The sequence below is a fragment of the Pseudarthrobacter sp. fls2-241-R2A-168 genome (assembly GCF_030209335.1).
Lineage (GTDB): Bacteria > Actinomycetota > Actinomycetes > Actinomycetales > Micrococcaceae > Arthrobacter.
The window spans coordinates 195163-217124 of record NZ_JARVSG010000035.1 but is presented as its reverse complement, the minus strand read 5'-3'; the positions used below and the strand labels follow the sequence as shown (position 1 = coordinate 217124).

20 protein-coding genes and 1 pseudogene are annotated in these 21962 nt (G+C 63.1%); 2 read left to right on the top strand and 19 right to left on the bottom strand.

The features are described from left to right. Positions 1 to 156 precede the first annotated feature (156 nt). The 10 genes and pseudogenes from QRN11_RS18205 to QRN11_RS18165 all read right to left on the bottom strand — a co-directional run bounded on the left by QRN11_RS18205 (position 157) and on the right by QRN11_RS18165 (position 9858). On the bottom strand, positions 157 to 1101 hold the full coding sequence (locus QRN11_RS18205; protein WP_285313913.1) for a carbohydrate kinase family protein: 945 nt from the start codon (positions 1099 to 1101) through the stop codon (positions 157 to 159). A 27-nt stretch (positions 1102 to 1128) separates the two neighbouring features. Then, complete coding sequence (locus tag QRN11_RS18200; protein WP_285313912.1) at positions 1129 to 2646, bottom strand: glycoside hydrolase family 32 protein; 1518 nt, start codon at positions 2644 to 2646, stop codon at positions 1129 to 1131. Positions 2647 to 2669: 23 nt separating this feature from the next. After that, positions 2670 to 3581 carry a carbohydrate ABC transporter permease gene (locus QRN11_RS18195; RefSeq protein WP_285313911.1) on the bottom strand — a complete coding sequence of 304 codons (912 nt, stop codon included), beginning with the start codon at positions 3579 to 3581 and terminating at the stop codon, positions 2670 to 2672. A gap of 8 nt (positions 3582 to 3589) precedes the next feature. Continuing rightward, on the bottom strand, positions 3590 to 4519 hold the full coding sequence (locus QRN11_RS18190; RefSeq protein ID WP_285313910.1) for a carbohydrate ABC transporter permease: 930 nt from the start codon (positions 4517 to 4519) through the stop codon (positions 3590 to 3592). Continuing rightward, the gene (locus QRN11_RS18185; RefSeq protein WP_285313909.1) at positions 4516 to 5976 is read right to left on the bottom strand and encodes an extracellular solute-binding protein; all 1461 of its coding nucleotides are present in this window, start codon (positions 5974 to 5976) and stop codon (positions 4516 to 4518) included. Before QRN11_RS18185 ends, QRN11_RS18190 begins: the two co-directional genes overlap by 4 nt. Positions 5977 to 6179: 203 nt before the next feature. Continuing rightward, on the bottom strand, positions 6180 to 7223 hold the full coding sequence (locus QRN11_RS18180) for a LacI family DNA-binding transcriptional regulator (RefSeq protein ID WP_285313908.1): 1044 nt from the start codon (positions 7221 to 7223) through the stop codon (positions 6180 to 6182). A gap of 391 nt (positions 7224 to 7614) precedes the next feature. Further along, a complete protein-coding gene (locus tag QRN11_RS18175; protein WP_285313907.1) occupies positions 7615 to 8052 on the bottom strand; it encodes a hypothetical protein in 438 nt (145 codons plus the stop codon). Positions 8053 to 8115: 63 nt separating this feature from the next. Further along, a pseudogene (locus QRN11_RS22570) lies at positions 8116 to 8244 on the bottom strand (ClpX C4-type zinc finger protein); the annotation flags it as partial. Between the two features lie 177 nt (positions 8245 to 8421). Next, complete coding sequence (locus QRN11_RS18170; protein WP_285313906.1) at positions 8422 to 9006, bottom strand: dihydrofolate reductase family protein; 585 nt, start codon at positions 9004 to 9006, stop codon at positions 8422 to 8424. 138 nt (positions 9007 to 9144) lie between these two features. Further along, positions 9145 to 9858 carry an SDR family oxidoreductase gene (locus QRN11_RS18165; RefSeq protein WP_285313905.1) on the bottom strand — a complete coding sequence of 238 codons (714 nt, stop codon included), beginning with the start codon at positions 9856 to 9858 and terminating at the stop codon, positions 9145 to 9147. Positions 9859 to 10154: 296 nt separating this feature from the next. On the opposite strand from QRN11_RS18165, the gene QRN11_RS18160 reads away from it, so the two are divergent. Further along, positions 10155 to 10517: a hypothetical protein gene (locus QRN11_RS18160; protein WP_285313904.1), complete on the top strand. Its 363-nt coding sequence runs from the start codon at positions 10155 to 10157 to the stop codon at positions 10515 to 10517. Here the strand turns inward: QRN11_RS18160 and QRN11_RS18155 are convergent. From QRN11_RS18155 to QRN11_RS18115, 9 genes are all read right to left on the bottom strand, one after another. Continuing rightward, positions 10507 to 11082 (bottom strand): hypothetical protein, encoded by a 576-nt coding sequence (locus QRN11_RS18155; protein WP_285313903.1) that lies wholly within the window; start codon positions 11080 to 11082, stop codon positions 10507 to 10509. The two genes, QRN11_RS18160 and QRN11_RS18155, sit on opposite strands and share 11 nt — an antisense overlap. Positions 11083 to 11216: 134 nt before the next feature. Next, entirely contained in the window at positions 11217 to 13364 is a 2148-nt protein-coding gene (locus QRN11_RS18150; RefSeq protein WP_285313902.1) for an amylo-alpha-1,6-glucosidase, read from the bottom strand. 265 nt (positions 13365 to 13629) lie between these two features. Next, entirely contained in the window at positions 13630 to 14322 is a 693-nt protein-coding gene (locus QRN11_RS18145) for a GntR family transcriptional regulator (RefSeq protein ID WP_170850750.1), read from the bottom strand. A gap of 39 nt (positions 14323 to 14361) precedes the next feature. Beyond that, complete coding sequence (locus tag QRN11_RS18140; protein WP_285313901.1) at positions 14362 to 15816, bottom strand: NAD-dependent succinate-semialdehyde dehydrogenase; 1455 nt, start codon at positions 15814 to 15816, stop codon at positions 14362 to 14364. A gap of 25 nt (positions 15817 to 15841) precedes the next feature. Continuing rightward, complete coding sequence (locus QRN11_RS18135; protein WP_142060870.1) at positions 15842 to 17095, bottom strand: aspartate aminotransferase family protein; 1254 nt, start codon at positions 17093 to 17095, stop codon at positions 15842 to 15844. A gap of 76 nt (positions 17096 to 17171) precedes the next feature. Beyond that, entirely contained in the window at positions 17172 to 18302 is a 1131-nt protein-coding gene (solA, locus tag QRN11_RS18130) for an N-methyl-L-tryptophan oxidase (protein WP_285313900.1), read from the bottom strand. Between the two features lie 3 nt (positions 18303 to 18305). Beyond that, positions 18306 to 19073: an amino acid ABC transporter ATP-binding protein gene (locus QRN11_RS18125; RefSeq protein WP_285313899.1), complete on the bottom strand. Its 768-nt coding sequence runs from the start codon at positions 19071 to 19073 to the stop codon at positions 18306 to 18308. Then, entirely contained in the window at positions 19070 to 19858 is a 789-nt protein-coding gene (locus QRN11_RS18120; protein WP_285313898.1) for an amino acid ABC transporter permease, read from the bottom strand. Before QRN11_RS18120 ends, QRN11_RS18125 begins: the two co-directional genes overlap by 4 nt. 155 nt (positions 19859 to 20013) lie before the next feature. Then, entirely contained in the window at positions 20014 to 20934 is a 921-nt protein-coding gene (locus QRN11_RS18115; RefSeq protein ID WP_285313897.1) for an ABC transporter substrate-binding protein, read from the bottom strand. Between the two features lie 349 nt (positions 20935 to 21283). Here QRN11_RS18115 and QRN11_RS18110 point away from each other — a divergent pair, with 349 nt between their 5' ends. Next, entirely contained in the window at positions 21284 to 21958 is a 675-nt protein-coding gene (locus tag QRN11_RS18110) for a haloacid dehalogenase type II (protein WP_091418918.1), read from the top strand. The last annotated feature ends 4 nt before the right edge of the window (positions 21959 to 21962 follow it).

The following is a 21962-nucleotide window of genomic DNA, read 5'->3' as shown; positions in this document are numbered from 1 at the left end:
AATGCTCCGGTGGTGTGAGTGATGCTGCGGTGGAGGGTAACGCGCGTTACTTGTGATCTAGGTTACGCGCGTTACTCAATGGCTGTCAAGAGGAAAACTTGCCGGCTCCGAGACCGACGCGACGTTACCTCCACGCTGTCACGTGGAGGGCGCGTGCTACGCGTGTGCAGGCTGCTGGAGTTTTGCGCGGAGTTCGTCTTCAGTGGGGGGCCGGGCGCCGGCGCGGGATACGGTGATCGCGGCCGCAGCGGCCGCCGTGCGCCCCAGCTGGTCAAGGACAGAAGGCGCCAGGCCGCAGGCTCCGCGGGTAAGGAGTCCCAGTATCAGGGCGGACATGTAAGAATCGCCGGCGCCGATGGTGTCAACAACTGAGGTCTTAGCGGCAGGAATGCTGAGGGAGGCGGAGGGGGTTGCGAGCAACGAGCCTGATGAGCCCCTGGTGATGACCGCCAGATCCGCGCCCAGATCCAGGAGGTGCGATGCGGTTTCCTCCAGGGTCTTTTCCGGGTAGAGCCATGCAGCGTCCTCGTCGCTGAGTTTTACGACGTTGGTGAGGTGCACCAGTTCCTCGAAAGTGCCCCGTGCTTGGGCGTGGGTTCCGAGCAGGGCCGGCCTGATGTTGGGGTCGTAGGTGATGGTGCACGCATCCTGGAGTTGCTGGAGGATGGCCTTGACCTTGCCGGCGCCCGGTGAGAGGAAACTTGCGATCGACCCGGTGTGAAGGACCTTGGGCGGGGTGTGTGCAAGGTCCGGCGGTTCCACATCCCAGGCGATGTCGAAGGCGTAGCCCGCCGAGCCGTCACTGGCGATGGTGGCGGTCGCCGTCGACGTTTTCTCCAGCGAGCGGGAGCCGGGCAAGAGCATCACCCCGGCGCCGGTGAGGTGCTCCTCGAGTGCATCACCGCGGCGGTCGGCGCCCAGGGAAGTGAGCAGCCCGGCGCCAACGCCCAGCCGGGCCAGGCCGTAGGCGACATTGGCCGGCGACCCGCCCGGGTATTCAATGGTGCCCCTTGGTGTGGTGACGACGTCGATCAGGGCTTCCCCGATAACCACGACGTCCAACGACTGCTGCGGAGGTCTCGGCTTGCCGTTGGTATGCATGTCTTTTTTCCTTGCCTTAAGTGCCACCTAGGCGAGCTGCGTGACCTGGATGCTGCTGAGGGTTGCCGTGCCGCCGACGGCGTAAACGGCGAGGTCGGTGCTGCTCCCGGCAGGGAAGATCAGTTCGGTCATGGTCACCTGGCCGCCTTGGGCAAAGACTTCAGCCGAGCAGCGGTCCACGAAGATGGTGAGGTCGTAGGTCCCCTGCTTTGCCGGGACGGGAGCGGTGTCGATGGAGGCGAACGATGCGTGGAAATCTGTCCGCCCGGATTCCCGCCGGTCCGTCAGCAGGGTTCCTTCATCGGGGCGGATTCCCACTCGGGTTCCATGGGCGCCGTCCCCGCGCAGGACGAGGCCGAATTCCTCTGCGCTTCCGGGGGTGAAACTGACGTCAATGCGCTGGACCGTGCCGGCCGCGCCGGCCAGGACCTGCACGCCCTCGTGGATGGTGGCTCCAGAAAGGGAGAAGGGCTCCTGACCGGCCACCGCAGCCCAGTCACCCGCCGGCTGCTGGACCAGGCACAGTTTTCCGTTCCTTGTCTGCAGTGAAATTTCGCGGGCGAGGCTCATGGGACTGCGCCAGGGTGTGGTGGGGATGTGGTTGGCGTACTCCCAGTTGTTCATCCAGCCGATCATGAGCCGGCGGTTGTCCGGGGCGTCGCTGAAGGAGACAGCGGCGTAGTAGTCCCGGCCCCAATCCAGCCACAAGTATTCGGCCAGCCGGTCGGGGTCTTGGGTGCCCTCTGTGACGGTGCTGGCGGAGGTGAACGAGGTTCCGTCGAAGTGGCCGATGAAGTATTGGCCGGCTGAGCCGTTGTTTGGCCCGCCGGGATTGATGTTGACGGTAAGGACCCACATGAGGTTTTCCGGATCGCCGTCCACGGGCAGGGGGAAGAGGTCGGGGCATTCCCAGACCCCGCCGGTGGCGTTTGCGGGGCCAAAGGTGCTCAGCAGCTCCCAATCCTTCAGGTCCTCGGACTTGTAGAGGACCACCTGGAAGTCTGTGGCTTCGACGGCGACCATCACCCAGTAACTGCCCGCGTCGCCGTCGTACCGGAAGACTTTGGGGTCGCGGAACTCGGCGGACCCGCGGTTCAGTACCGGGTTGCCCTTGTGTTTTGTCCAGGTGTAGCCCCCGTCCAGGCTGTAGGCCAGCGATTGGGCCTGGGTGCCCTCATGCGCGGAGCCCGGTTTGAAGGCACTGGTGTAGATCGCCACGAGCGGGGCAACGGACCCGGTGCCGAATCCGCTGGTGTTGTGACGGTCGTAGACGATGCTGCCGGAAAAGATGTCTTCGTTCTCGTCGCAGGCGATGGCGACGGGGTGCTCGGTCCAGGTCAGCAGGTCGGTAGAGGTGGCGTGGCCCCAGGACATGTTTCCCCACACGTTACCCAGCGGGTTGTTCTGGTAGTAGAGGTGATAGACGCCTTCATGAAAAATCAGGCCGTTGGGATCGTTGAGCCACGTGTCTTGTGCGGTGTAGTGCAGGGCCGGGCGGTAGCTGCCTGCTGTGGCTGCCGTGTGAGTCGGAGTAAGTGTATCCACGAGGTTCCTTTTGAGGGTTTGTGTTATTTGCTCGCGCCGGCCGTGAGGCCTTCGCGGAGGGTGCGCTGGCCGAAGATAAAGACCACAAGTGCGGGCAGCATGGACAGGATCACGCCGGCGAGGACCACGGATATGCTCCCGGTGCCGAGGTTGCCCTGGAGTGTGACCAGGCCGAGGGGGAGGGTGAAGTTCTGTTCGCTGATGGTGAGGATCAGCGGCCGGAAGAATTCGTTCCAGTGGAAATTGAAGGCCAGGATGCCGACGATGGCCATGCCGGGGACCGCCAGCGGGACGTAGACAGAACGGAAGATCCGCCATGGTCCGGCGCCATCCAGGGCGGCCGCTTCTGCGAAGTCGTTTGGCAGGCCGAGGAAGTATTGGCGCATCAGGAAGGTGCCGAAGGCTGTGGGGATGGCCGGCAGGATCAGGGCCAGCAGGGTGTCTGACAGACCCATCCCTCGAATGAGCATAAACACCGGGACGATTGTGACCTGCACCGGGACCATCATGGTGGCCAGGACCAGCGAGAAGATGGCCTTCTTGCCGCGGAAGTCCAGACGGGCGAAGGCGTAGCCGGCCAGGGTGGCCGACGCCATCTGGCCAAGTGCGATCAGCCCGGTCACCAGCGCGCTGTTCAGGACCAGGAGGCCCACGTTGATCTGTTTGAACACCTCTTGGTAGGCGGTGAAGTCCGGGTTGATGGGCAGGAAGGACGGTGGCAGGTTGAAGGATTCCGACGGCGTCCGCAGGGAGGTGGACAGGGTCCACAGGACTGGCCCAAGGGTCAGCGCGGCCGCTACGGCCAGTGCGGTATACCTGCCGACGGTTCCGGCAGCCGGCAGGCGGCGGTTGCGGTAGCCCTTGGGCGTGGTTGATGTGCCGGTGGTGGAACCGGAATGCTTGTCGGTCCCGGTGTGCAGGGTCTGGCTGGACATGGGGGACCTCACTGGTAGAAGACGAAGCGGCGGCTGAGGCGGAATTGCAGTGCAGTGACGGCAAGGATGAGCACGGTGAGGATCAGGCCTATGGCCGATGCTTCGCCGAACTCCAGCTGCTGGAAGGCCGATTCGAAGATCACCATGACGGCGGTGCGGGTGGAATCGCCGGGTCCGCCGTTGGTCAGGACGTAGGGCTGGTCGAAGACCTGCAGGGCACTGATGATGGCCATGACGGAGGCAACGAGCACCGTGGGACTGATCAGCGGAAGGGTGACATTGCTGAATTGTTTCCAGCCTGTGGCGCCGTCCAGATTCGCGGCCTCGTGCAGTTCCTTGGGGATGTTGGTCAAGGCGCCGAGGAAGAGCAGGAAGGAGAATCCGAAGTTCTGCCATACGTAGACCAGGACCACCACGGCTGCGGATGCCACGGGACTGGTCAGCCATGGCACTGCGGGAATGCCGATCAGGGACAGGAGCCAGTTCACTACGCCGAACTGTTCGTTGAACATGTACCGCATGAAGATGGATACCGACGCGGCGGAAAGGACCAGGGGGAAGAAGAAGGTGGAGCGAAGGAACACCCTCAGCCAGGAAGGCATCCTGGCTTGCAGCATGGAAGCCAGACCCAGGGCGATGCCCAGTTGAAGCAGCACTGCGACAATGACGAACACGATGGTGTTCAGGAAGGACACCCGGACAGTGGGATCCTCTGCCAGCGAGGCGAAGTTGGCGAAACCGACGAACTGGGGTGCCGAAATGATGTCCCAGCGGAAAAAGGCCAGCACCAGTGAGCCGATGATCGGCAGAAAGGTGAAAAGGGCCATCCCCAGCACTGTTGGGGCAAGGAAGATCATGGCCAGCCACCGCTCGACAAACGAGCGGTGCACGTCAGCTGGTTGCACGGTGTGGTGTGGAACGGTGGAAGTGGTGGTCATGAGTTCCTCCTCAGGGCCAGTTCGAGATCGCGCTGCAGGGTGCCCATTGCGGCCTTTACATCAGCAGAGCTGCCGCTGACGGCGGTGGAAACGTTTTTCATCAGGGCAGTTTCGACGGCGGCCTGCTGGGGCGGAGCGGGAATGGGGCCGGAGGTGGGGAACCTGTCCAGGGTGTCGTAGAAGACTTTCCAGTGCCTGGGTCCGGTGGCCGCATAAAAGGACTCGTTGACCATCGAACGGCGGGTGGGCGTGGTGTTCGGCTTAGGAATGGCCAACTGCATCGCTTCCCGGCTCGAGCAGAACTTAACCCATTCCCACGCGGCGTCCTTGTCTTTGGCAGTGCGCATGATCGCGTAGCCGGCGGCACCGAATTGATGCCGCTGCGTCCGCCAACGCGGGAAGAACTGGACGTCGAACTGGTCGGCGGACATGCCGGCGTCGTGCAGGCCCTGCGCCCAGTAGCCCCCTGCAGGCGTGGTGCCGATGCGGTTGTTGCCGAACAGGCCAACGAGGGCGTTGCCGCCCCCGGATTCGGGACGCACGCCAAGTCCTTCGGCGACGAGTTCGCGCAGGTAGTCAAAGGTTTCGATAACCCGCCCGTCTTCGGCATTCGGAGCCAGCCATTGGTAGCCGCCCCCGCGGGTGGCCCGGGCGGGATCGTTCGGGTAGAAACGGTCCCAAAGCCAGTCCCCGCCGGAGGCCTTGGTTTCGGTCAGGAAGCTGGTGTCGTTGGCGTAGAGCCACGGCACTACTCCGCCGAAAAGCCGGTTGGTCCAGTAGTACGGGGTGAAATCGGCCGGGCGTGCTTTCCGCAGGGCGCGGAGCGTTGCGCTGAAGTCGTCCTGTGTCCAATCGTCCTTGGGCCGGTCCAGCCCGGCCTGGGCGAAGGTGGTGGTATTCAGGTACATGTTCGCCGCGTTCCAGTCCAGCGGAAGCTGGTACAGGTTGCCTTGGTACATGAAGGCTTCCAGCAGGCTCGGATGAACGTCATCGAAGTAGTCGCCCATGTCCGCAGCATCCCGGCGGACATAGTCATCCAGCGGCTCGGCAAGCTTGTCGGCGAACAGCTGGGCGCCCTCGGTGGCTACGTAGACAACGTCCGGCGGTGTGCCGGCGGCGGCCATGGTGAGGATCTTGGAAAAGAAATCCTTCCAGTCCGCGCCCTGAATGGCCTGCAAGCGCACCGGAATATCAGGGTGGGCGGCGGTAAAGGCGTTCACCAGACCCTGGCGTGCGGACGCATCCGCTGCCGTTCCGAGGATGGCGATGTTCAGGGCTTTGCTTCCGCGGCCGGGAATGTCACTTCCGGTCAGGCGGGGCCAGGCGCCCACCGTGGCTCCCGCAACAGCGAGCCCGGTAAGGCCCAGCATGGAACGCCGCGTGAGCTGCGAAAGTCCGCTGCCGGACCGCAGGCCATCCGGGGGACTTGCCTGCTCCGGTGTCTTTTCAGACGTCATTGTCGTCTCCTCCTAACACGTGTTAAGTACGCTAGCGAGCAGGCCTAACACGTGTCAAGTGGAACTTGTCGAGCTTCAAGGGACTCGAATTTGCAGGCCCGGTGTGGAGGACGCGCGGGCAGCGGGCCTCCGCTGCCAGGCAGGACACGTCATCTGTGCCGTGGGTTTCCGCAGCCAGGTGGCTGGAGCGCGTCCCGCCTGGTTTAGCCTGCCGGGACCTTTGCCGTGGAGGCCCGCGGGATGATCCGGCAGGGCATGTGGAGCGTTACTGTCTCCGGTTTCCCGGCTGCCGGGGCTTTTCCTTCTACCGCATCCAACAGCAGGGACATGGCCGCCGCCCCGATTTCGGCGTGCGGAAGTGCCACCGTGGTCAGGGCGGGAACCAGGTTTGCGGCGAGGTTCTGCTGGTCGTCGTAGCCCACCACGGAGAGGTCCTGAGGTACGCGCAGTCCTGCGGCAGCGGCGTACAGCAGAACGCCGGTGGCGACTCTGTCGTTGGAGCAAATGATCGCCGTCGGCCGGTCTTCGCCGGCCAGGACAGCGGAAGCGGCCCGGTAGCCCTCGTCGATGTCCCATCCGGTCATGTGGACATGCTGCTGTTCCAGGCCCAGCCCCGCCTCTTCCATCGCCTCGCGGTAACCCTGTTCGCGCTGCGGGGCGGCGGGCGAGCTGAGAGTTCCGGTCAAGAGGGTGATGCGGCGGTGGCCAAGGTCAATCAGCAGCTGTGCCGCCGATCGCCCGCCGTCCACCTCTCCCGGTATCACCGACCGAAGCTGGGAGCCGGCATCAGTGCAATTGGCTAGAACGGCCGGCAGGGTGAGCATCGCCGGCGGGGAGGTAATTTCGCGCAGGCTGCCGGTGGCATACATAATCCCGTCCACCTGGCGGTGCACGAGTTGGGATGCCGCGGCGCTCTCGCGGGACGTGTCGTGTTCAGAATCGACCACCAGGACCATGTACCCGCGGGCCAGGGCAGTACGTGAGGCGCCGCTGATCAGCCGGCCGGCGAAGGGGCTGGTGACGATGTCATCCGTAATGATGCCGATCGTTGATGTCTGCTGGTTGCGCAGGCTGAGGGCGACGGAGTTGGGCGTGTAATCCAGTTCCGCCGCGGCCCGGAGCACGCGCTCCTGGCGTTCGGCGGTGACGTTGCCGTCCGCCCTGCCGTTCAGCACCAGTGACACGGCACTGCGGGACACCCCCGCCCGTTGCGCCACGTCCAGTGCCGTCGCTTTACGTTTGCCCATCCCGACCCCCTTGCCTCTCGAATCAGCATACCTAACTCGTGTGAGGCCAGGAGGACCTGGCTCATCACGCGTTGCCGTTGGGAGCGGAACCGGCACTCCTGCTGTTCCACGGTGCGGTCACACGAGGCTGAGGTGACGCCCGGTGATTGATGACGAACGCGATGGCAAGCTCGATGGCGCGACTGGCCCACCGGGCTACCTGGGTCAGTTCCTCCACGACGTCGGGCTTGCGCTGGTTCGCGGGCTTTGGTCATGCCGAACCACGTGCTGGGCGGGCGCCGGAGATGGGCCGGGACACGGGAGTCCTTCCACCACCGGCCCGAGAGCCGGCCGTAGGCGAGGGTGCCCATGCCGTAGCGCTTCGACAGGCGCGGGGGTGCCCCGCCACCGGCTACAGCGGGAGCTCAGGCTGGGGATCAATCTTCGCGCGAAATGCAGCGATCTCAATTCGAAGCATTTCCCCGTAGCCGTCATGGGGGAGATGCGTCTGCGACTGCTCTGCCTTGCTCAAGTGGCGGAGCGCCTCGGGACGTCGGCCGAGCCGATACAGCGTCTGGGCGGTGTTCAAATTGAGAGATGCAAGCAAGGGGCGTACGGCGTCTGCTTCTTCTTTGGACTGCGCTGCGTCGGCAGCTGCAAGTGCCCGTTCTTTCCATAGCAGTTCTTCCGCCAGGTCGTTTTGCAAATCTGCGCGGTAGTGCGCGATGGTAACGCGGTGCAGCGGCGGACCGCCGGTGCCGATCTGGTCCCACAAGCCAAGAAAGCCCGCCGTCGCTTGCTCCCTGCCGCCCTGGAGTGCGACTTGCTGGACCCGGGCAATCGTGGCCATGGTTGAATCCATGGGCACCGCGGAGGAACCGCCCTCTTTGCCCGGTAGCTGCTGCAGGACGTTATAGCACGTATTGACGCAGCCGTCGCAAATCCAGACTCCCGGGCTGGCGAAAAGGTGGCCGACCTCCTGGGGTCCGTTGCCGCAAAAAGAACTGGCTGCTGTGGAGTCAGTCGTAACGGATTCACTCACCGCACCAGATTATCCATTCCTTGTGCCGGACGACCCGGAATACTGAGCGCCGTTGCATGACTTGGTCGATGATGCTGGTTGAGCTGTTCGAGTAGCCCCAGGACCCGCGGGCCGTTGCATGAACCGGGCATTTCCCGCCGTATGGAGACTGCCAGGATACCGTTTCCGACTGTGCGTTCAGCCGACCCGCCGATAGCGGATGTGGGTGGCCAGCGGCGAGTGAAGCACCTCGGCTGGTGCGAAATCGAAGGATTCCACGCCGTCGAAGATGCGCTCGCCTGAACCGAGCAGGACCGGGGCGACGTCGAGGGTGAGCTCGTCCACGACGCCGGCGATCAGTGCCTGCCGGACGGTCGAGGCTCCACCGGCGATATCTACGCCGTTGTCCCCGGCAGCCTCGCCCGCTGCTGCGTAGGCGGCATCGAACCCCTCGGTCACGAAGTGGAAGGTCGTCCCGCCGTTCATCTGGATGGGATCATGCGGGTGATGGGTCAGCACGAAAACCGGTGCATGATACGGCGGTTCGGCGCCCCACCAGCCGCTCCATTCCTCGTCCCAGTCCCCGCGGATGGGGCCGAACATATTCCGCCCCATCACGTACGCTCCACGTGGACGCATGAGCCACTCGTTCGCGACCCTGTCCGCATCGTTGGCCCGAGGGTCGCCGATGTGCCAGCCGTGCAGCTCCAGACCCCGCCTTCCCAAGGGGTTCTCGAGGCTCTGGTCCGGTCCGGCCACAAAGCCGTCCAGCGAGATTGACATATGGCAGGTAGTATCCGGCACCGCGAACCTCCTGGGTGGTTGCAGCCTATATACAGCCGCGTGGGGTTCCGGGCAGCCTAGCATGTGATGGCGTGCCCGCCGGTTAGGAAGAGACGCTGGTACGGCGACCGGGCATTTCTACACGTTCTTTGCTGCCAGCTGTGGGTACATGGCCTCAATCGGGGCGCTGAGTCCGGCCTTGAGCTGGACGGATGTCTCGTCGGCGAGCACCTCGTACTCGCCGGCTTCGACCGCATCCAAAACCATGTGGACAAGATCGGCCGGTTCCATCTTGGGGTCGGTGGCTTTGGCAGCCATGGCCGTGTCGACATAACCGACGTGAACGCCCACCACGTGGACCCCTGCGGGAGCGAGTTCCAGGCGCAAGGAGTTGGTGGCCGACCAGAGTGCGGCTTTGGTGGCGCTGTAAATGCCACCCACGGCGTACCAGCTCATGGCCGAGTGGATGTCGATAATGACCGATTCGTCCTTCGCTGACAGGATCGGTGCGAACGCTCGGGCGAGGAACAGCGGGCCGAGGAAGTTCGTCTCGACGTTGGTCCGGATTTCGTCAGCGGTGTGGGTGAGGATCCCCGCGCTGGCCACAGACGCTCCTGCGTTGTTGATCAACACCGTGACGTCCCCGGCGGCCGCGGCTGCTGCCTGGATTGAGGCGGGATCTGTGACATCGAGGGTGAGCGGCACAATGCGCTCGTCATCCCAGATCCGGGGGTTTCGGGCTGTGGCGTAAACCTTGCTGGCACCGCGGGTGAGCGCGTGGTGGACGAAGTTGGTTCCGAGGCCGCCGTTTGCTCCGGTGACGAGGACGACTGCTCCAGTGAGTGAAGGCATTTTAAGGTTCTTTCTTTGTTGTCAGTTGCGCGGCAGGATCGATGCAGAGGTTGTTCTGGTGATTATCCTCATAACTGACCACGCTCAGAATCTATTCCCTCAATATAGCCATGGAAGAAAATTCCCGGGCGACAGGGCTACCTGCCGTCAGTGCCCTCGATAATGGGCCCATGGGACTCCTAACGGATGGGGCGGCCCAGATTTGTCAGAGGGCAACCCTGGTAGCGGCAACTGGCGTCTTTCTCGTTGCGGCTTCCTCTGCTTGCCGTTCTTCCGGGCAGGACGAGCCGCCGTGTTTGCCGCCCGACTACGCCGTAAGCCCCTCATCTGGGAAGCCCGGCGACATCATCACGGTTCATGCCCTGGACGCGCGCTGCAATCCCCGCTACGGCCAGGATGCCCTCGTTCAGGTCACCGTGACTGATGCAGCCGGCCAGAATGTCATCAGGGAAACTGCCCCGATGAACGACGCCGGCGGATTCAGTTTCCGCTTCGTCCTCCCGCAGCGGGCGTCCGCAGGGGAGGCATCGGTTGAAGCTGTTCCCTATGCCCTGGACTGGTGCGACGATACGGGCCGGAACAACCGGGTGGCGCACCCGTCAGGTTTGCAACGGGCCTCGTGCGCGGCCAGGACCGAACCCCTGACTGTCACTCCGTAGGGGCAGCGCCCACACGGACACCACCAACCGCGCCAGTCCATGGCGTATCGCCGGGGGCGGGCAGGGACAGATGTGCGAATACGTACCCCTGCTCAAGTGCAATGACCCGAGATGTGACACCGGCGCAATCAAGGGCGAGCTCCAGCGGACGGAAGGGGGCTCCGGGGTGCTCCTGTCCCACGGATACCTTGGCCCCGGAAGCACCAACGCAGGCCGCGGTGACGGTGTACCGCCCGGTCTCCGGCACCTTCCCGGTATTGCCAAATCCCCTGAGTGGGCCGTCCAAGGGGCCCACCTCCGAAAGCAGGCCTGGCTCCGACGATGCTCCGAGGAGCCGGTCCAGCTGGGCGTAGTTCACGGCCTCCTGTTCCAGTATCTGGGGATCGCTGTACGGTTTCGGGGCACCCGTGTCTGATGCAGGCTCGACTGTTGGCTCATGCACTCGCTCCGCGTCGGATTCCTGTGTCTGGGAGGGCTCGGGGTATTCATAGGTGCAGCCCGCCGTTCCGCCCAGGGGGATCAGCAGGCACACAGCGAACGCGAGCCGGTGCCGCCCGTACTTCATTCCCACCCTTTAATGGTGGGCAAGCCCGCGGAGTAAAAACAACCACTGGGGAGGCGAAAGGCAAAAGTAGCCTGCCGGTAGTGGCAGGCTACCTCAGGGCCGGCCCTCCGCTGGGTCCCTACGTCCGTTCAGGGTCAGCCCTCTTTCCGCAGTCCTGCCTGTTGCACCAGCTCTGTCAGCCACGGCCGGTGTCCTTGATGGAACACCATCCCCTCCGGAAGTCCCTTTACGACGGGCACGGAATTGGCGATGTCGATGGTTACCCGGCCGCCCGCCATGGGCGCGTTGGTAATGTGCAGGTCGCCGTAGGAGGGCGGCAGGGCAGGGTCCATCCAGAATCCGCCACGGGATACATGTGCGTCGTACCTCATCAGGCTCGTGACAAGCTGAATGGGGGAGGCCGCGGCCCAGGCCTGGGGCGAGCAAGCGGTCGGATAGGGCACAGGCTCGCTGTACTGCTCCCGGCTGAAACCGCAGAACAGCTCGGGAAGCCGGCCTTCGGAGTAGTCGGCAGCCTCAAGAAGAGCCGTCGAAATCCTTTGGGCTTCCGCCACGAACCCGTACCGCATCAGGCCTGCCGCGATGACGGCATTATCGTGCGGCCAAACGGAACCGTTATGGTAGCTGGCCGGGTTGTAGGCACCCATGTCGGTACCCAGGGTGCGGACGCCCCAACCGCTGAACATCTCGGGGGACATCAGCCGCTCGGCTACCAGCGGCGCTTTGTCGTCGTCCACGAGCCCTACCCACAGGCAGTGGCCCATGTTGGAGGCACATGCGTCCACCTGCCGCTTATTGCCGTCCAGGGCAATGGCGTAATACCCCCGGTCGGGCATCCAGAACTGCTCGTTGAACCGGGCTTTTAACTGCGCCGCCCGGTCGGCGAGTTCGGACGCTAGAGGTGCGTCACCGGCGTCGTACGCAATCCATGCCCGAGCCATGTACGCGTCATAAACGTACGCCTGGACCTCGCATAGTGCGATGGGTGGCTCTGCGAGGCGGCCGTCCGCAAAGTTGATCCCGTCCCACGAGTCCTTCCAGCCCTGGTTGATTAACCCGCGGTCGTTGAGGCGCTCATACTCGACGAACCCGTCACCGTCCCTGTCCCCATAGTCCCGGATCCAATCAAGCGCCCGGTCGGCGTTGGGCAGCAGGGCCGCGATGGTGTCCTGGGCAAAACCCCAGCGGCTGACCGAACCCAGGACCACCACGAACAGGGGAGTAGCGTCGATGCTCCCGTAATAGACGGATTTGCCACCCAGAGCAAGGCCACTGGAGACATCCAGCCTGACCTCATGAAGGATTTTTCCCGGTTCCTCCTCGCTCACCGGATCCACCACCCTGCCCTGCCGGTCGGCCAGCGTTTGCAGCGTGCCCAGGGCCAGTGACGGATCAACGGGCATAGCCATCTCTGATGCCCACAACGAGTCACGCCCGAACAGGGTCATGAACCAGGGCGCGCCGGCCGCCACCACAACCCTGTCAGGGTGGGCGGGATCCTCGATGCGGAGCGCGCCAAGATCGTCATAGCTGCGCCGAAGCGTCTTTTCGATGGAGCGGTTGCCCATCTGCAGTACAGGAATCCTTGCCACCCATTCCTGGCGCCGGCGGTCGCTGCGGGACAATTCGCCGCCGGCGGGACGCACCACAGGCGCCGCCGCCTCACTGCCGGGCGCGACGGTAAGGACCACACTCCAGTGGCCGCGTGCCGGGATGGTGGTCCGGCAGGCAAAGCCACGGGCAGTTGCTTCGGCAGCGTCAGAACTTACGACGACGGACTTCCGGATATCCTGCCATCGGCCCCGGATGGTCAAGCGGTTCGGTGTCACTTCCCGGGATTCTTCCCATTGCCTTGGGACCCGTGCTTCCTTGACCTCAAAGACATCTGCGAAATCTGACCCGACATCCATGGCTACTGTGCATTCCACGGGTTCCATTGAGTAGTTTCGCACGGTGACGTGCTCCACCATTCCAATGCCTACTTCCCGCATCCGTTCCACGATCAGTGGAGTATCCGCGTATCCATCGGACCTCGTGATCCGGCCGGCGAAGACGGCCCGGTACGGCTCTTTCGTCTGCGCGGTCAAGGGCTCCACTGGTTGGCCGTTGACGGAGAGGGCCCAGTCGGACAGTATCCGGGTGTCCTGGAAGAACATGCCGTGCGGCTGGTCGGGATGAATATCCCCGTTGGGCAACGAGATGCAGAAGGAAGTTCCTTCCACCAGAGTGACTGTCCCGGCGCCGAGGGGACCGGCCGCCGTATCAGCGTTCCATCCAGCCATGTGACCACTCCCAAGACGAGCACGGCCGGCCCTGGACATGGTTCCGGGCCTGTGTCCCGCTGCATCGTCACACTGACGCTACTCTTGCAGGCCTGCCGGGACTAGCGGTTCGGGACTCCGCCACCCTGCGGTGCAACAAAGAAGCCGTCATCGATACGGAAAAGCCGCCGCTCCCCGATGCGGTCTGATACGTAGAAGGGCCCAGTTCGGATGAACCGGGCCCTCCCTGCGCTGGCGATTCCCCATATCGGAGAAATCGCCATGTCTAGGCCGTAATCCCGGATGCCTCCGGTGGGGAAGTCAGGTCCTCTACGGCCTTTTGCATATGGCGTTTGATGGCCTGTTGGAGACCGCTCCGGTCGCGGGCCTCCAGCAAGTCCAGGAGCGTCTGGTGTTCCTGCACCAGCACATCAATGCGGGGATAGGCGACCTCAAGGCTCAAAATACACATCCTGGATTCCGCGGCAAGGGTCTGATAGATGCGGATCAGGCGGGTATTTCCGGTGCCTGAAACAAAGGCGGTATGGAACTGCATGTCGAGACGGGCAATCGCCTGCCAGTCCGATGCCGCAACCTGTTTCGCCATGTTTCTGATGATGCCCTTGAGCTCCCGGCAGGTATCCGTGACCTGCTCCGGCGCGGAGTCCAGGAGGGTATTGGCCGCGGCGAGTTCTACTGCCTCACGCACCGCATAGATCTCTTTGACGTCTTCGCCGGAAAGCTCCAGTACAAAGACCCCGCGGTTGCGTTTGCTCACCAGGATGCCCTCCTGGCACAGCCGCTGCAGTGCTTCACGGAGCGGACCCCGTGACGTGCTGAGCTGGCTGGCCAACGCAGATTCGTTGACCTGCTGTCCAGGCCTGAACGCGCCCTGGACAATAAGCTCACGCAACTGATCAGCGATCAGCTGCGCCGTGGGCCGGCCCTCCAGTACGAACATTCCCTCCGGTGCCGCCATTGACATCCCCTCATTTCATGCTTCGGCAATTTGAAACTGTCAGACCGCCAGTGCGGTGTATTTATACTCCAGGAATTCTTCAATCCCTATTTTTCCGCCTTCGCGTCCGAGCCCGGATTGCTTGACGCCGCCAAACGGAGCTGCCGGGTTGGAAACCAGGCCGGTGTTCAGTCCGACCATTCCGACTTCCAGGTCCCGCGAGAACCGCATCGCTTTATCCAGGCTCTCGGTGAACACGTAGCCCACGAGGCCCCAGACGGTATCGTTGGCCAGGCGGAGGACTTCGTCCTCGCTGTCGAAGGCCGTGATGGCGGCCACCGGGCCGAAGATTTCGGTGCTCATCAGCTCGGATTCCGGTGCCACGTCCACCAGGACGGTGGGGGAGTAGAAGTAGCCGGGGCCTTCCGGACGGCTTCCGCCCGTCAGTACCCGTGCACCTTTGGAGACAGCATCGGCAACAAGGCTTTCGACCTTGTCCAGCCCCTTCTGCTCGATCAGGGGCCCAACGTCGGTGCCGGCCACGGCGCCATTGCCTGTCTGCAATTCTGACATCTTTTTGGCGAACTTCTCACCGAATTCAGCCACGACCGAACGGTGGACGAAGAAGCGGTTTGCGGCTGTGCAGGCTTCGCCCATGTTCCGCATTTTCGCTTTCATGGCCCCGTCCACGGCCTTCTCAACGTCCGCATCGGCAAGCACGATGAACGGCGCGTTCCCGCCAAGCTCCATCGAGGACCGCATGACGTTGTCGGCAGCCTGCCGAAGGAGGACTTTGCCCACTTCGGTGGAGCCGGTAAAGCTGATTTTGCGGGCGATGCCGCTGTCCGTCCACGTCCGCACCACGCTGGAAGCGCTCGACGTGGTCACAACGTTCAACACACCGTCGGGAAGTCCGGCTTCCTTGAAAATGGCGACCAGGGCCAGGGACGTCAACGGTGTGAGTTCCGCCGGTTTGAACACCATGGTGCAGCCGGCTGCGACGGCCGGAGCGATTTTGCGGGCGCCCATGGCAAGCGGGAAGTTCCAGGGGGTGACCAGCACTGCCGGGCCCACCGGTTCCTTGGTGATGAGGATGCGGGTGTTGCCGTCCACCGATGTAGTGCTGTCGCCGCCCACACGGACCGCTTCTTCGGCGAACCACCGGAGCATGTCGGCGCCGTAGGCCACCTCGCCTTTTGCTTCTGCAAGGGGCTTGCCCATTTCGGCGGTCATGATGGCCGCAAGCCGGTCGGTATTGGCGACAACCAGATCAAAGGCGCGCCGCAGGATGTCGGCCCGTTCCCGGGGAGTGGACTTGCCCCATGCCGCCTGGGCACGGCCCGCGGCCTCGATGGCCCGTGCGGCGTCTTCGGGGCCCCCGTCCGCGACGTGGGCAATGATTTCATGGGTAGCCGGGTTTTCGACCGGGAAAGTGGCTGAACTCGCGGCTTTTTGCCAGGCGCCGTCGATGAACAAATCCGTCTGGAGAGTGCTGGGACTAAAGGAGGGGGTCATGGTCGCTCTTTCAAGGATCAGGGGGCTAGGACGTTGCCGCTTTGAGTGCCTGGGTGAATCTGGTGATGCCTGACTGGATTTCGTCGGAGGTAACGTTCAGGGCGGGGATAAGGCGGATGACGTTGCCGTGCGGGCCGCAGGTAAGGAGCAGGAGTTCTTCCTTGACTGCAGCCTGTTGGACCGCCAGTGCCGTAGCCGCATCCGGGGTGTTGTCCGCCGCGGTGAATTCGACGCCCTGCATGAGGCCCCGCCCGCGGACGTTGCCGATCCCGGCGAATTCTGCCTGCAGCGCATCGAGGCCGGTGCGCAGTTCGTCGCCGCGCAGCAGTGCGTTTTCTACGAGGTTTTCGCGCTCGATAACACCGAGGGTGGCGACGCCGGCTGCTGCGGCAACAGCGTTCCCGCCATAAGTGCCGCCTTGGGAACCGGGCCACGCCTTGCCCATCAGGTCGGCGGAGGCGGCGATCGCTGAGATTGGGAAGCCACTGGCAAGGCCCTTGGCCGTAATCAGCACGTCGGGACGGATCCCTGCCCAGTTGTGGCCCCAGAACTTGCCGGTGCGGCCCACGCCGGCCTGCACTTCATCGAGGATGAGTACGATTCCGTGCTTGTCTGCGCGCTCGCGCAGGCCCTGGAGGAAAGCGACAGGGGTGGGGATGTATCCGCCGTCGCCCAGGACGGGCTCGATGATGAACCCGGCGGTATCGGCCGGGGTGCTGATGGTGAGAAGGAGGTGATCGAGTTCTTTCAGGGCGAATTCGACGGCGGTTGCTTCATCCCAGCCGTAGCGGTACCAGTGCGGGTATGGGGCTACGTGCACCCCGCCCATCAGGGGGGAGAACCCGGAGCGGAACTTGCTGCCGGCGGTGGTCAATGAAGCCGCAGCGACGGTGCGGCCGTGGAATCCACCATGGAAGGAGATGATGTTCGGCCGGCCGGTGGCCATCCGGGCCAGCCGGATGGACGCCTCGACGGCTTCTGAGCCCGAAGTGGCGTAGAAGACACTGTCCAATCCTTCGGGCAGTACCCCGCCCAGAAGTTCGGTGAGTTCCAGCAACGGCTTGTGCATCACGGTGGTGTACTGGGCGTGGATAATCTTGCCCACCTGCTCACGGGCTGCGGCCACCACATCCGGGTGGCAGTGGCCGGTGCTGGTGACCCCAATCCCGGTGGTGAAATCCAGATACTTCTTGCCGTCTGTGGCGTGGATCCAGCTGCCGGACGCGTGATCGACCACCACGGGCGTCGCCTGCTTCAGGATGGGGCTGAGTGTTGCCATGGCTTTATACTTTCCTGATAACTGTAGATTGTCAACAATGTACTATTGCATGTTGGGTTGGAGAAGTTAGGAGCGCCTAGTCCTGAAACCTCTGGGGCCGGACGAAGTCCAAGCCGTCGATCCACCGCTTGCCGAGAGCTTCGTGTGCGGCGATTTCCCCATAGCCTGAGGCCATTTTGAATCCGCCGCCGGAGAATCCAGTGGCCGAGTAGATCCTGCGGGAGTGGTTAAGGAAGCCGAGCAGGGGTTGGGTGTCGGAGGTGAAGAGGTCCGGGAAGGCGTCCGAGCGGACGATGGATGGGTGGAGTCCGGGGAAGAACTCTGTGACGGTTTCGGTGGTTTCACTGATTTCCGCGTCGGTGAGTTCCCTGGGCACGTTGGCGGCGTCGGGGGTCGGTGCACCGCGTCCGTCGAGGGTTGCTTTGACGGTGGTTCCGTCGACGGCGGGGGCGCCGTACATGGATCTGTCCTCATAAATCCTGCTGAAGACGGGAAACCTGTCCGGGGTGAATTGTGCCGGGTCGCGGGCGAGGAACCAGGTGAGGAAGATACGCCGTGTGTGGACGTGGGTTTTGAGGCTGTCGGGCATAAGTCGTTGGGACCAGCCGCCCGAGGCGATGATGATGTTTTCGAAGGTCCAGGACTTGTCGCCGGAGGTGATGGTTACGCCATCGTTGGTTTCTTCGATGCTGGTGATGGGGGTGTTCGTGTGGACGGTTGCGCCGTTCGCTTGGGCCGCGGTGATGGCGGCTGTGACGGCGCGGTCAGTGCGCAGGGCGCCGGCATTGGGGTCGTAGACGGCGATGTCGTTGGCCCGGAGGTTGTGCTGGGGGTAGCGCTCCGTCATGTCTTTGTGGGTGAGGATGTGGTGCTCGGCGTTGTTGGTTCGGGTGGTTTCGAGCAGGGCGCTGAGGTAGGCGCCGTCCTGGGTGCCGATGGACAGTCCGCCGCAGCGGGTGAGGATGTCCTGGCCGGTTTCGGCTTCGAGTTCGGCCCAGAGACCGGCGGAGCGTTCCAGGATGGGGTAGTAGCCGGGGTTGCCGCGGTAGATCATGCGGAACAGCCGGGTGTCGCCGCCGACGGCGCTCCTGGCGTGGGCGGGGGAGCAGGCTTCGAATCCGGTGACGGAGTCGGTCAGGCGCGAGCCTTGCCAGAGGGCCATGGATCCGACACTGCCCAGGCCGATGACGGCGAGTTTTCCGTCCATGGTTTAGAGGACCTGTTTCAGGAAGGCCTGGGTGCGGGGTTCCTGCGGGTTGGAGAGGACTTCGCGGGCGTCCCCGCGTTCGACGACGTAGCCGTCGTCCATGAAGATCAGGGAGTCGGCTACTTCGCGGGCGAAGCCCATTTCGTGGGTGACCACCACCATGGTCATGCCCTTCTTGGCCAGGTCCTGCATGACGGCGAGGACTTCGCCGACTTTTTCGGGGTCCAGGGCGGAGGTGGGTTCGTCGAAGAGGATGATTTCGGGGTCCATGGCCAGGGAGCGGGCGATCGCGACGCGCTGTTGTTGTCCGCCGGAGAGCTGGGCGGGGTAGTAGTCCCCGAAGTTGCCAAGCCCGACGCTGGCGAGCAGTTCATCCGCGCGTTTGGTCGCTTGTTTTTTGTCCGCGCGTTTGACCAGGACGGGGCCGGCCATGACGTTTTCGCGCGCAGTCATGTTGGGGAAAAGGTTGAACTGCTGGAAGACCATGCCCACCTTGGTGCGCTGTTCGGCGAGCTTTTTGGGCGGCAGGGCGTGGTAGGCGTTGTCGGTTTCGTAGTAACCGAAATCATCGCCGTTGACTTTCAGGACCCCGGAGTCGACGGTTTCCAGGCCGTTGATGCAGCGCAGGACGGTGGATTTGCCGGAGCCGCTGGGGCCGATGATGCAGCAGATCTCGCCGCTGGCAATATCGAGGTCGATGTCGTGGAGAACCGTTTTGGGTCCGAAGGATTTCCGGATCCGCCGGGCATGGATGGTGCCGTCGTTGCTCATCGTGCGATTCCTTCCGGTGCGGTCAAGACAACCTTCCTGGCCTTGCGGGGGACCCGGGCGGATGTATGCGAATACTTCTTCTCAAGCTGGGACTGCGGGTAGCTCAGGACCAGGGTCATCACCAGGTACCAGAGACTGGCAACAATCAGCAGCGGGATGGTCTCGTAGGTGCGGGCATAAATCAGCTGGGCGCTTTGGAGCAGCTCGGCAACGCCCAGGACGGAGACCAGCGAGGTTTCCTTGAACATGCCGATGACCTGGTTGCCGGTGGCGGGAATGATCGAGGGCATCGCCTGGGGAATGATGACTTTGCGCATCTTCATCGCCCCGCTCATGCCCAGCGAGTCGGCTGCCTCGAGCTGGCCCTTGCCCACCGCGGAGAACCCGCCGCGGATGATCTCGGCCATATAGGCGGCCTCGTTCAGGGTCAACCCGATCAATGCCGCGGTGATCGGTGCCATCAGGGCGTTCACATCGATCGCGGTGCTGATGTCCGTGAAGGGGATCCCGATGGTCAGGTTCGGGTAGAGAGCGGCGATGTTGAACCAGAAGATCAACTGGACCAGGACCGGGGTGCCGCGGAACAACGTGATGTACACCCCGGCTGTCGCAGCGATCGGCTTGATGCTCGAGGCCCGCATGATGGCCATGACAAGACCCAGCAGCGTGCCCAGGACCATACTCGCAACCGTGAGGAAGAGCGTAAGCATCAGGCCACGGAGAATCGACTCGTGGGTGAAGTACTTCGCCACCACGCCCCACTTGAAGTTCGGATTCGTCGACACGGAAACCAGGATCCCCAAGCCGAGCAGGATGCATACCACCCACGCCACATACTCAAATGTGCTTCTCCGACGAAGCCGAGGCTTGAGCGCTGAATCGATCCCATTCATTGCCGGTTCGCTTCTTTCAATAATTGCTTGCTTCATTTGTGAACCCACTAGTTCAGCTTGGCGTCGGTGATGGCACCGGAATCAAGGCCCCAGGTCTCGAGGGACTCCTTGTATTCGGGGGACTCAAGAACGGACTGGACCGCTGCCTGAAGGGCAGGGGTCAGGGCTGAGCCCTTCTTCAGGCCGACGGCGGTCAGGTCGCTGGAGCCCACATTGACACGGCCCAGCAGGGTGAAGGAATCCGGCTGCTGCTTTGCCGCCCAGCCGAGTGCGGTGGTGTCATACAGGACCCCGTCGATCCGCTTGGAATGCAGCTGTGTCAGGGCCTCCTGGACATTCGGCAGCGTCACGGCGTTGATCTCCGGCTGGCCTTTGGAGGTGCAGGTCTGCTCACTCAGGGCCGGAAGGCGCTTGAGCTGTCCTGTTGAGCCCTGGGTGACGGCAATACTCTTCCCGCACAAGGTCTCAACGGTGAGCTTCAGCGGGTTTCCCGCCGCCACGGCCACGGAGTTGCCGGCCTTGAAGTAGTCGATCATGTCCAGAACCTGGAGCCGCTCGTCGGTCTTGGACATGGTGGTGGCGGTGAAGTCGAAGCGGCCGCCGTCGAGGCCGGGAATGATGGTGTCGAACTTCGTGTCCACGAACGTCACCTTCAGGCCCAGCTTCTTTGCAACCAGCCGGGCGATATCGGGGTTCAGTCCGATCGCGGTGGTGTTGTCCTCGGCGAGGAAGGTTGTGGGCGGGTAGTGAAGGTCCATAGCCACCGACAGCTCACCCTTGTCCTTAACGGACTGGGGCAGCAGCGCCACGGCGGCCTGGTCGGGCTGGACACCCTCAGAAATGTCGGCCGTGTTGGAGGTTTTGCTTGGATCCGTGGACGAGCTGCTGGCTGTTCCACCGCACGCACTGAGCGTGAGTAATACGGCAAGGCCTGCGGCGGCAGTCTGGGCCTTTTTCAAAGTCTTCATTGTGCTTCCCTTCGAGGGGTTGTCAACTGGCGAGTTCGCCGGGAGGGAGGAGTTTTTGGGTTGGAATGTGATCCGGATCTCTCCGTCATCTAAGGCAATGCAACCCCCAAAAGGGTAGATTGTCAACAATTGACGAAATCTTTTTGGTCCCCAGCTTTCACTTCGGATGCACGCGGAAACGCAACCTTCAAACTGTTGACAATTTACAATTTGGCCACCTAGAGTCGACGTATTGACTGGCACCTAGCCGCGTGCCGGCAGCGACTTCCAACTCACGGCGCGCTTGCCCGAATCTCCAAACGCAGGCGCAGCGACCATCCTCCATCCCCTAAAAAAGAACGGATACCCCATGGCAGAGAGCCACTTCCGTCCGAAGTACATCTCCTTCGATGTCTACGGCACGCTGATCAACTTCGACATCGATCCCACCACCCGGCGCCTGCTCGATGGGCGCCTGCCTGAAGAGCAGTGGCCTGCCTTCAAAAAGCAGTTCCGCGGGTACCGGTTCGACGAGGTCCTTGGCGACTACAAGCCCTACGAGCAGATCCTTCAGGATTCTTTTGACCGGGTATGCAAGCGGTGGGGCATCGGTCCGACCCCTGGTGCGGGCGCAGAGTTTGCTGACGCCGTCCGCGGCTGGGTTGCCCACGACGACGTGCCGGCCCCACTGAAGCTCATGGGGGACAACTACAAGCTGGTGGCTCTGTCCAACGCTGACACCAGCTTCCTGGATATCAGCATTCCCAAGCTCGGTGCCGACTTCCACGCCGTCTACACCGCTGAGCAGGCCCAGGCCTACAAGCCGCGCTACCAGGCCTTCGAGTACATGCTGGACACCCTGAATGCCAAGCCGGAGGAGTTCCTGCACATTTCCTCGCACACCCGGTACGACATGCATCCGATGCACGACATGGGCTTCCGTAACCTTTGGCTGCTGGACCGCGGCTACGACCCCATTACCGGGGGCTATGACTACAACACTGTTAAGTCCCTGGACGAGATCAACAAGCACCTGGGTCTCTAGAAGA

Coding starts and splice junctions, on each gene's coding strand:
- QRN11_RS18205 (WP_285313913.1), bottom strand. CDS start 1,101: ATGCATACCAACGGCAAGCCGAGACCTCCGCAGCAGTCGTTGGACGTC.
- QRN11_RS18195 (WP_285313911.1), bottom strand. CDS start 3,581: ATGTCCAGCCAGACCCTGCACACCGGGACCGACAAGCATTCCGGTTCC.
- QRN11_RS18190 (WP_285313910.1), bottom strand. CDS start 4,519: ATGACCACCACTTCCACCGTTCCACACCACACCGTGCAACCAGCTGAC.
- QRN11_RS18185 (WP_285313909.1), bottom strand. CDS start 5,976: ATGACGTCTGAAAAGACACCGGAGCAGGCAAGTCCCCCGGATGGCCTG.
- QRN11_RS18180 (WP_285313908.1), bottom strand. CDS start 7,223: ATGGGCAAACGTAAAGCGACGGCACTGGACGTGGCGCAACGGGCGGGG.
- QRN11_RS18175 (WP_285313907.1), bottom strand. CDS start 8,052: ATGGCCACGATTGCCCGGGTCCAGCAAGTCGCACTCCAGGGCGGCAGG.
- QRN11_RS18170 (WP_285313906.1), bottom strand. CDS start 9,006: ATGTCAATCTCGCTGGACGGCTTTGTGGCCGGACCGGACCAGAGCCTC.
- QRN11_RS18165 (WP_285313905.1), bottom strand. CDS start 9,858: ATGCCTTCACTCACTGGAGCAGTCGTCCTCGTCACCGGAGCAAACGGC.
- QRN11_RS18155 (WP_285313903.1), bottom strand. CDS start 11,082: ATGAAGTACGGGCGGCACCGGCTCGCGTTCGCTGTGTGCCTGCTGATC.
- QRN11_RS18150 (WP_285313902.1), bottom strand. CDS start 13,364: ATGGCTGGATGGAACGCTGATACGGCGGCCGGTCCCCTCGGCGCCGGG.
- QRN11_RS18145 (WP_170850750.1), bottom strand. CDS start 14,322: ATGGCGGCACCGGAGGGAATGTTCGTACTGGAGGGCCGGCCCACGGCG.
- QRN11_RS18140 (WP_285313901.1), bottom strand. CDS start 15,816: ATGACCCCCTCCTTTAGTCCCAGCACTCTCCAGACGGATTTGTTCATC.
- QRN11_RS18135 (WP_142060870.1), bottom strand. CDS start 17,095: ATGGCAACACTCAGCCCCATCCTGAAGCAGGCGACGCCCGTGGTGGTC.
- solA (WP_285313900.1), bottom strand. CDS start 18,302: ATGGACGGAAAACTCGCCGTCATCGGCCTGGGCAGTGTCGGATCCATG.
- QRN11_RS18125 (WP_285313899.1), bottom strand. CDS start 19,073: ATGAGCAACGACGGCACCATCCATGCCCGGCGGATCCGGAAATCCTTC.
- QRN11_RS18115 (WP_285313897.1), bottom strand. CDS start 20,934: ATGAAGACTTTGAAAAAGGCCCAGACTGCCGCCGCAGGCCTTGCCGTA.
- QRN11_RS18110 (WP_091418918.1), top strand. CDS start 21,284: ATGGCAGAGAGCCACTTCCGTCCGAAGTACATCTCCTTCGATGTCTAC.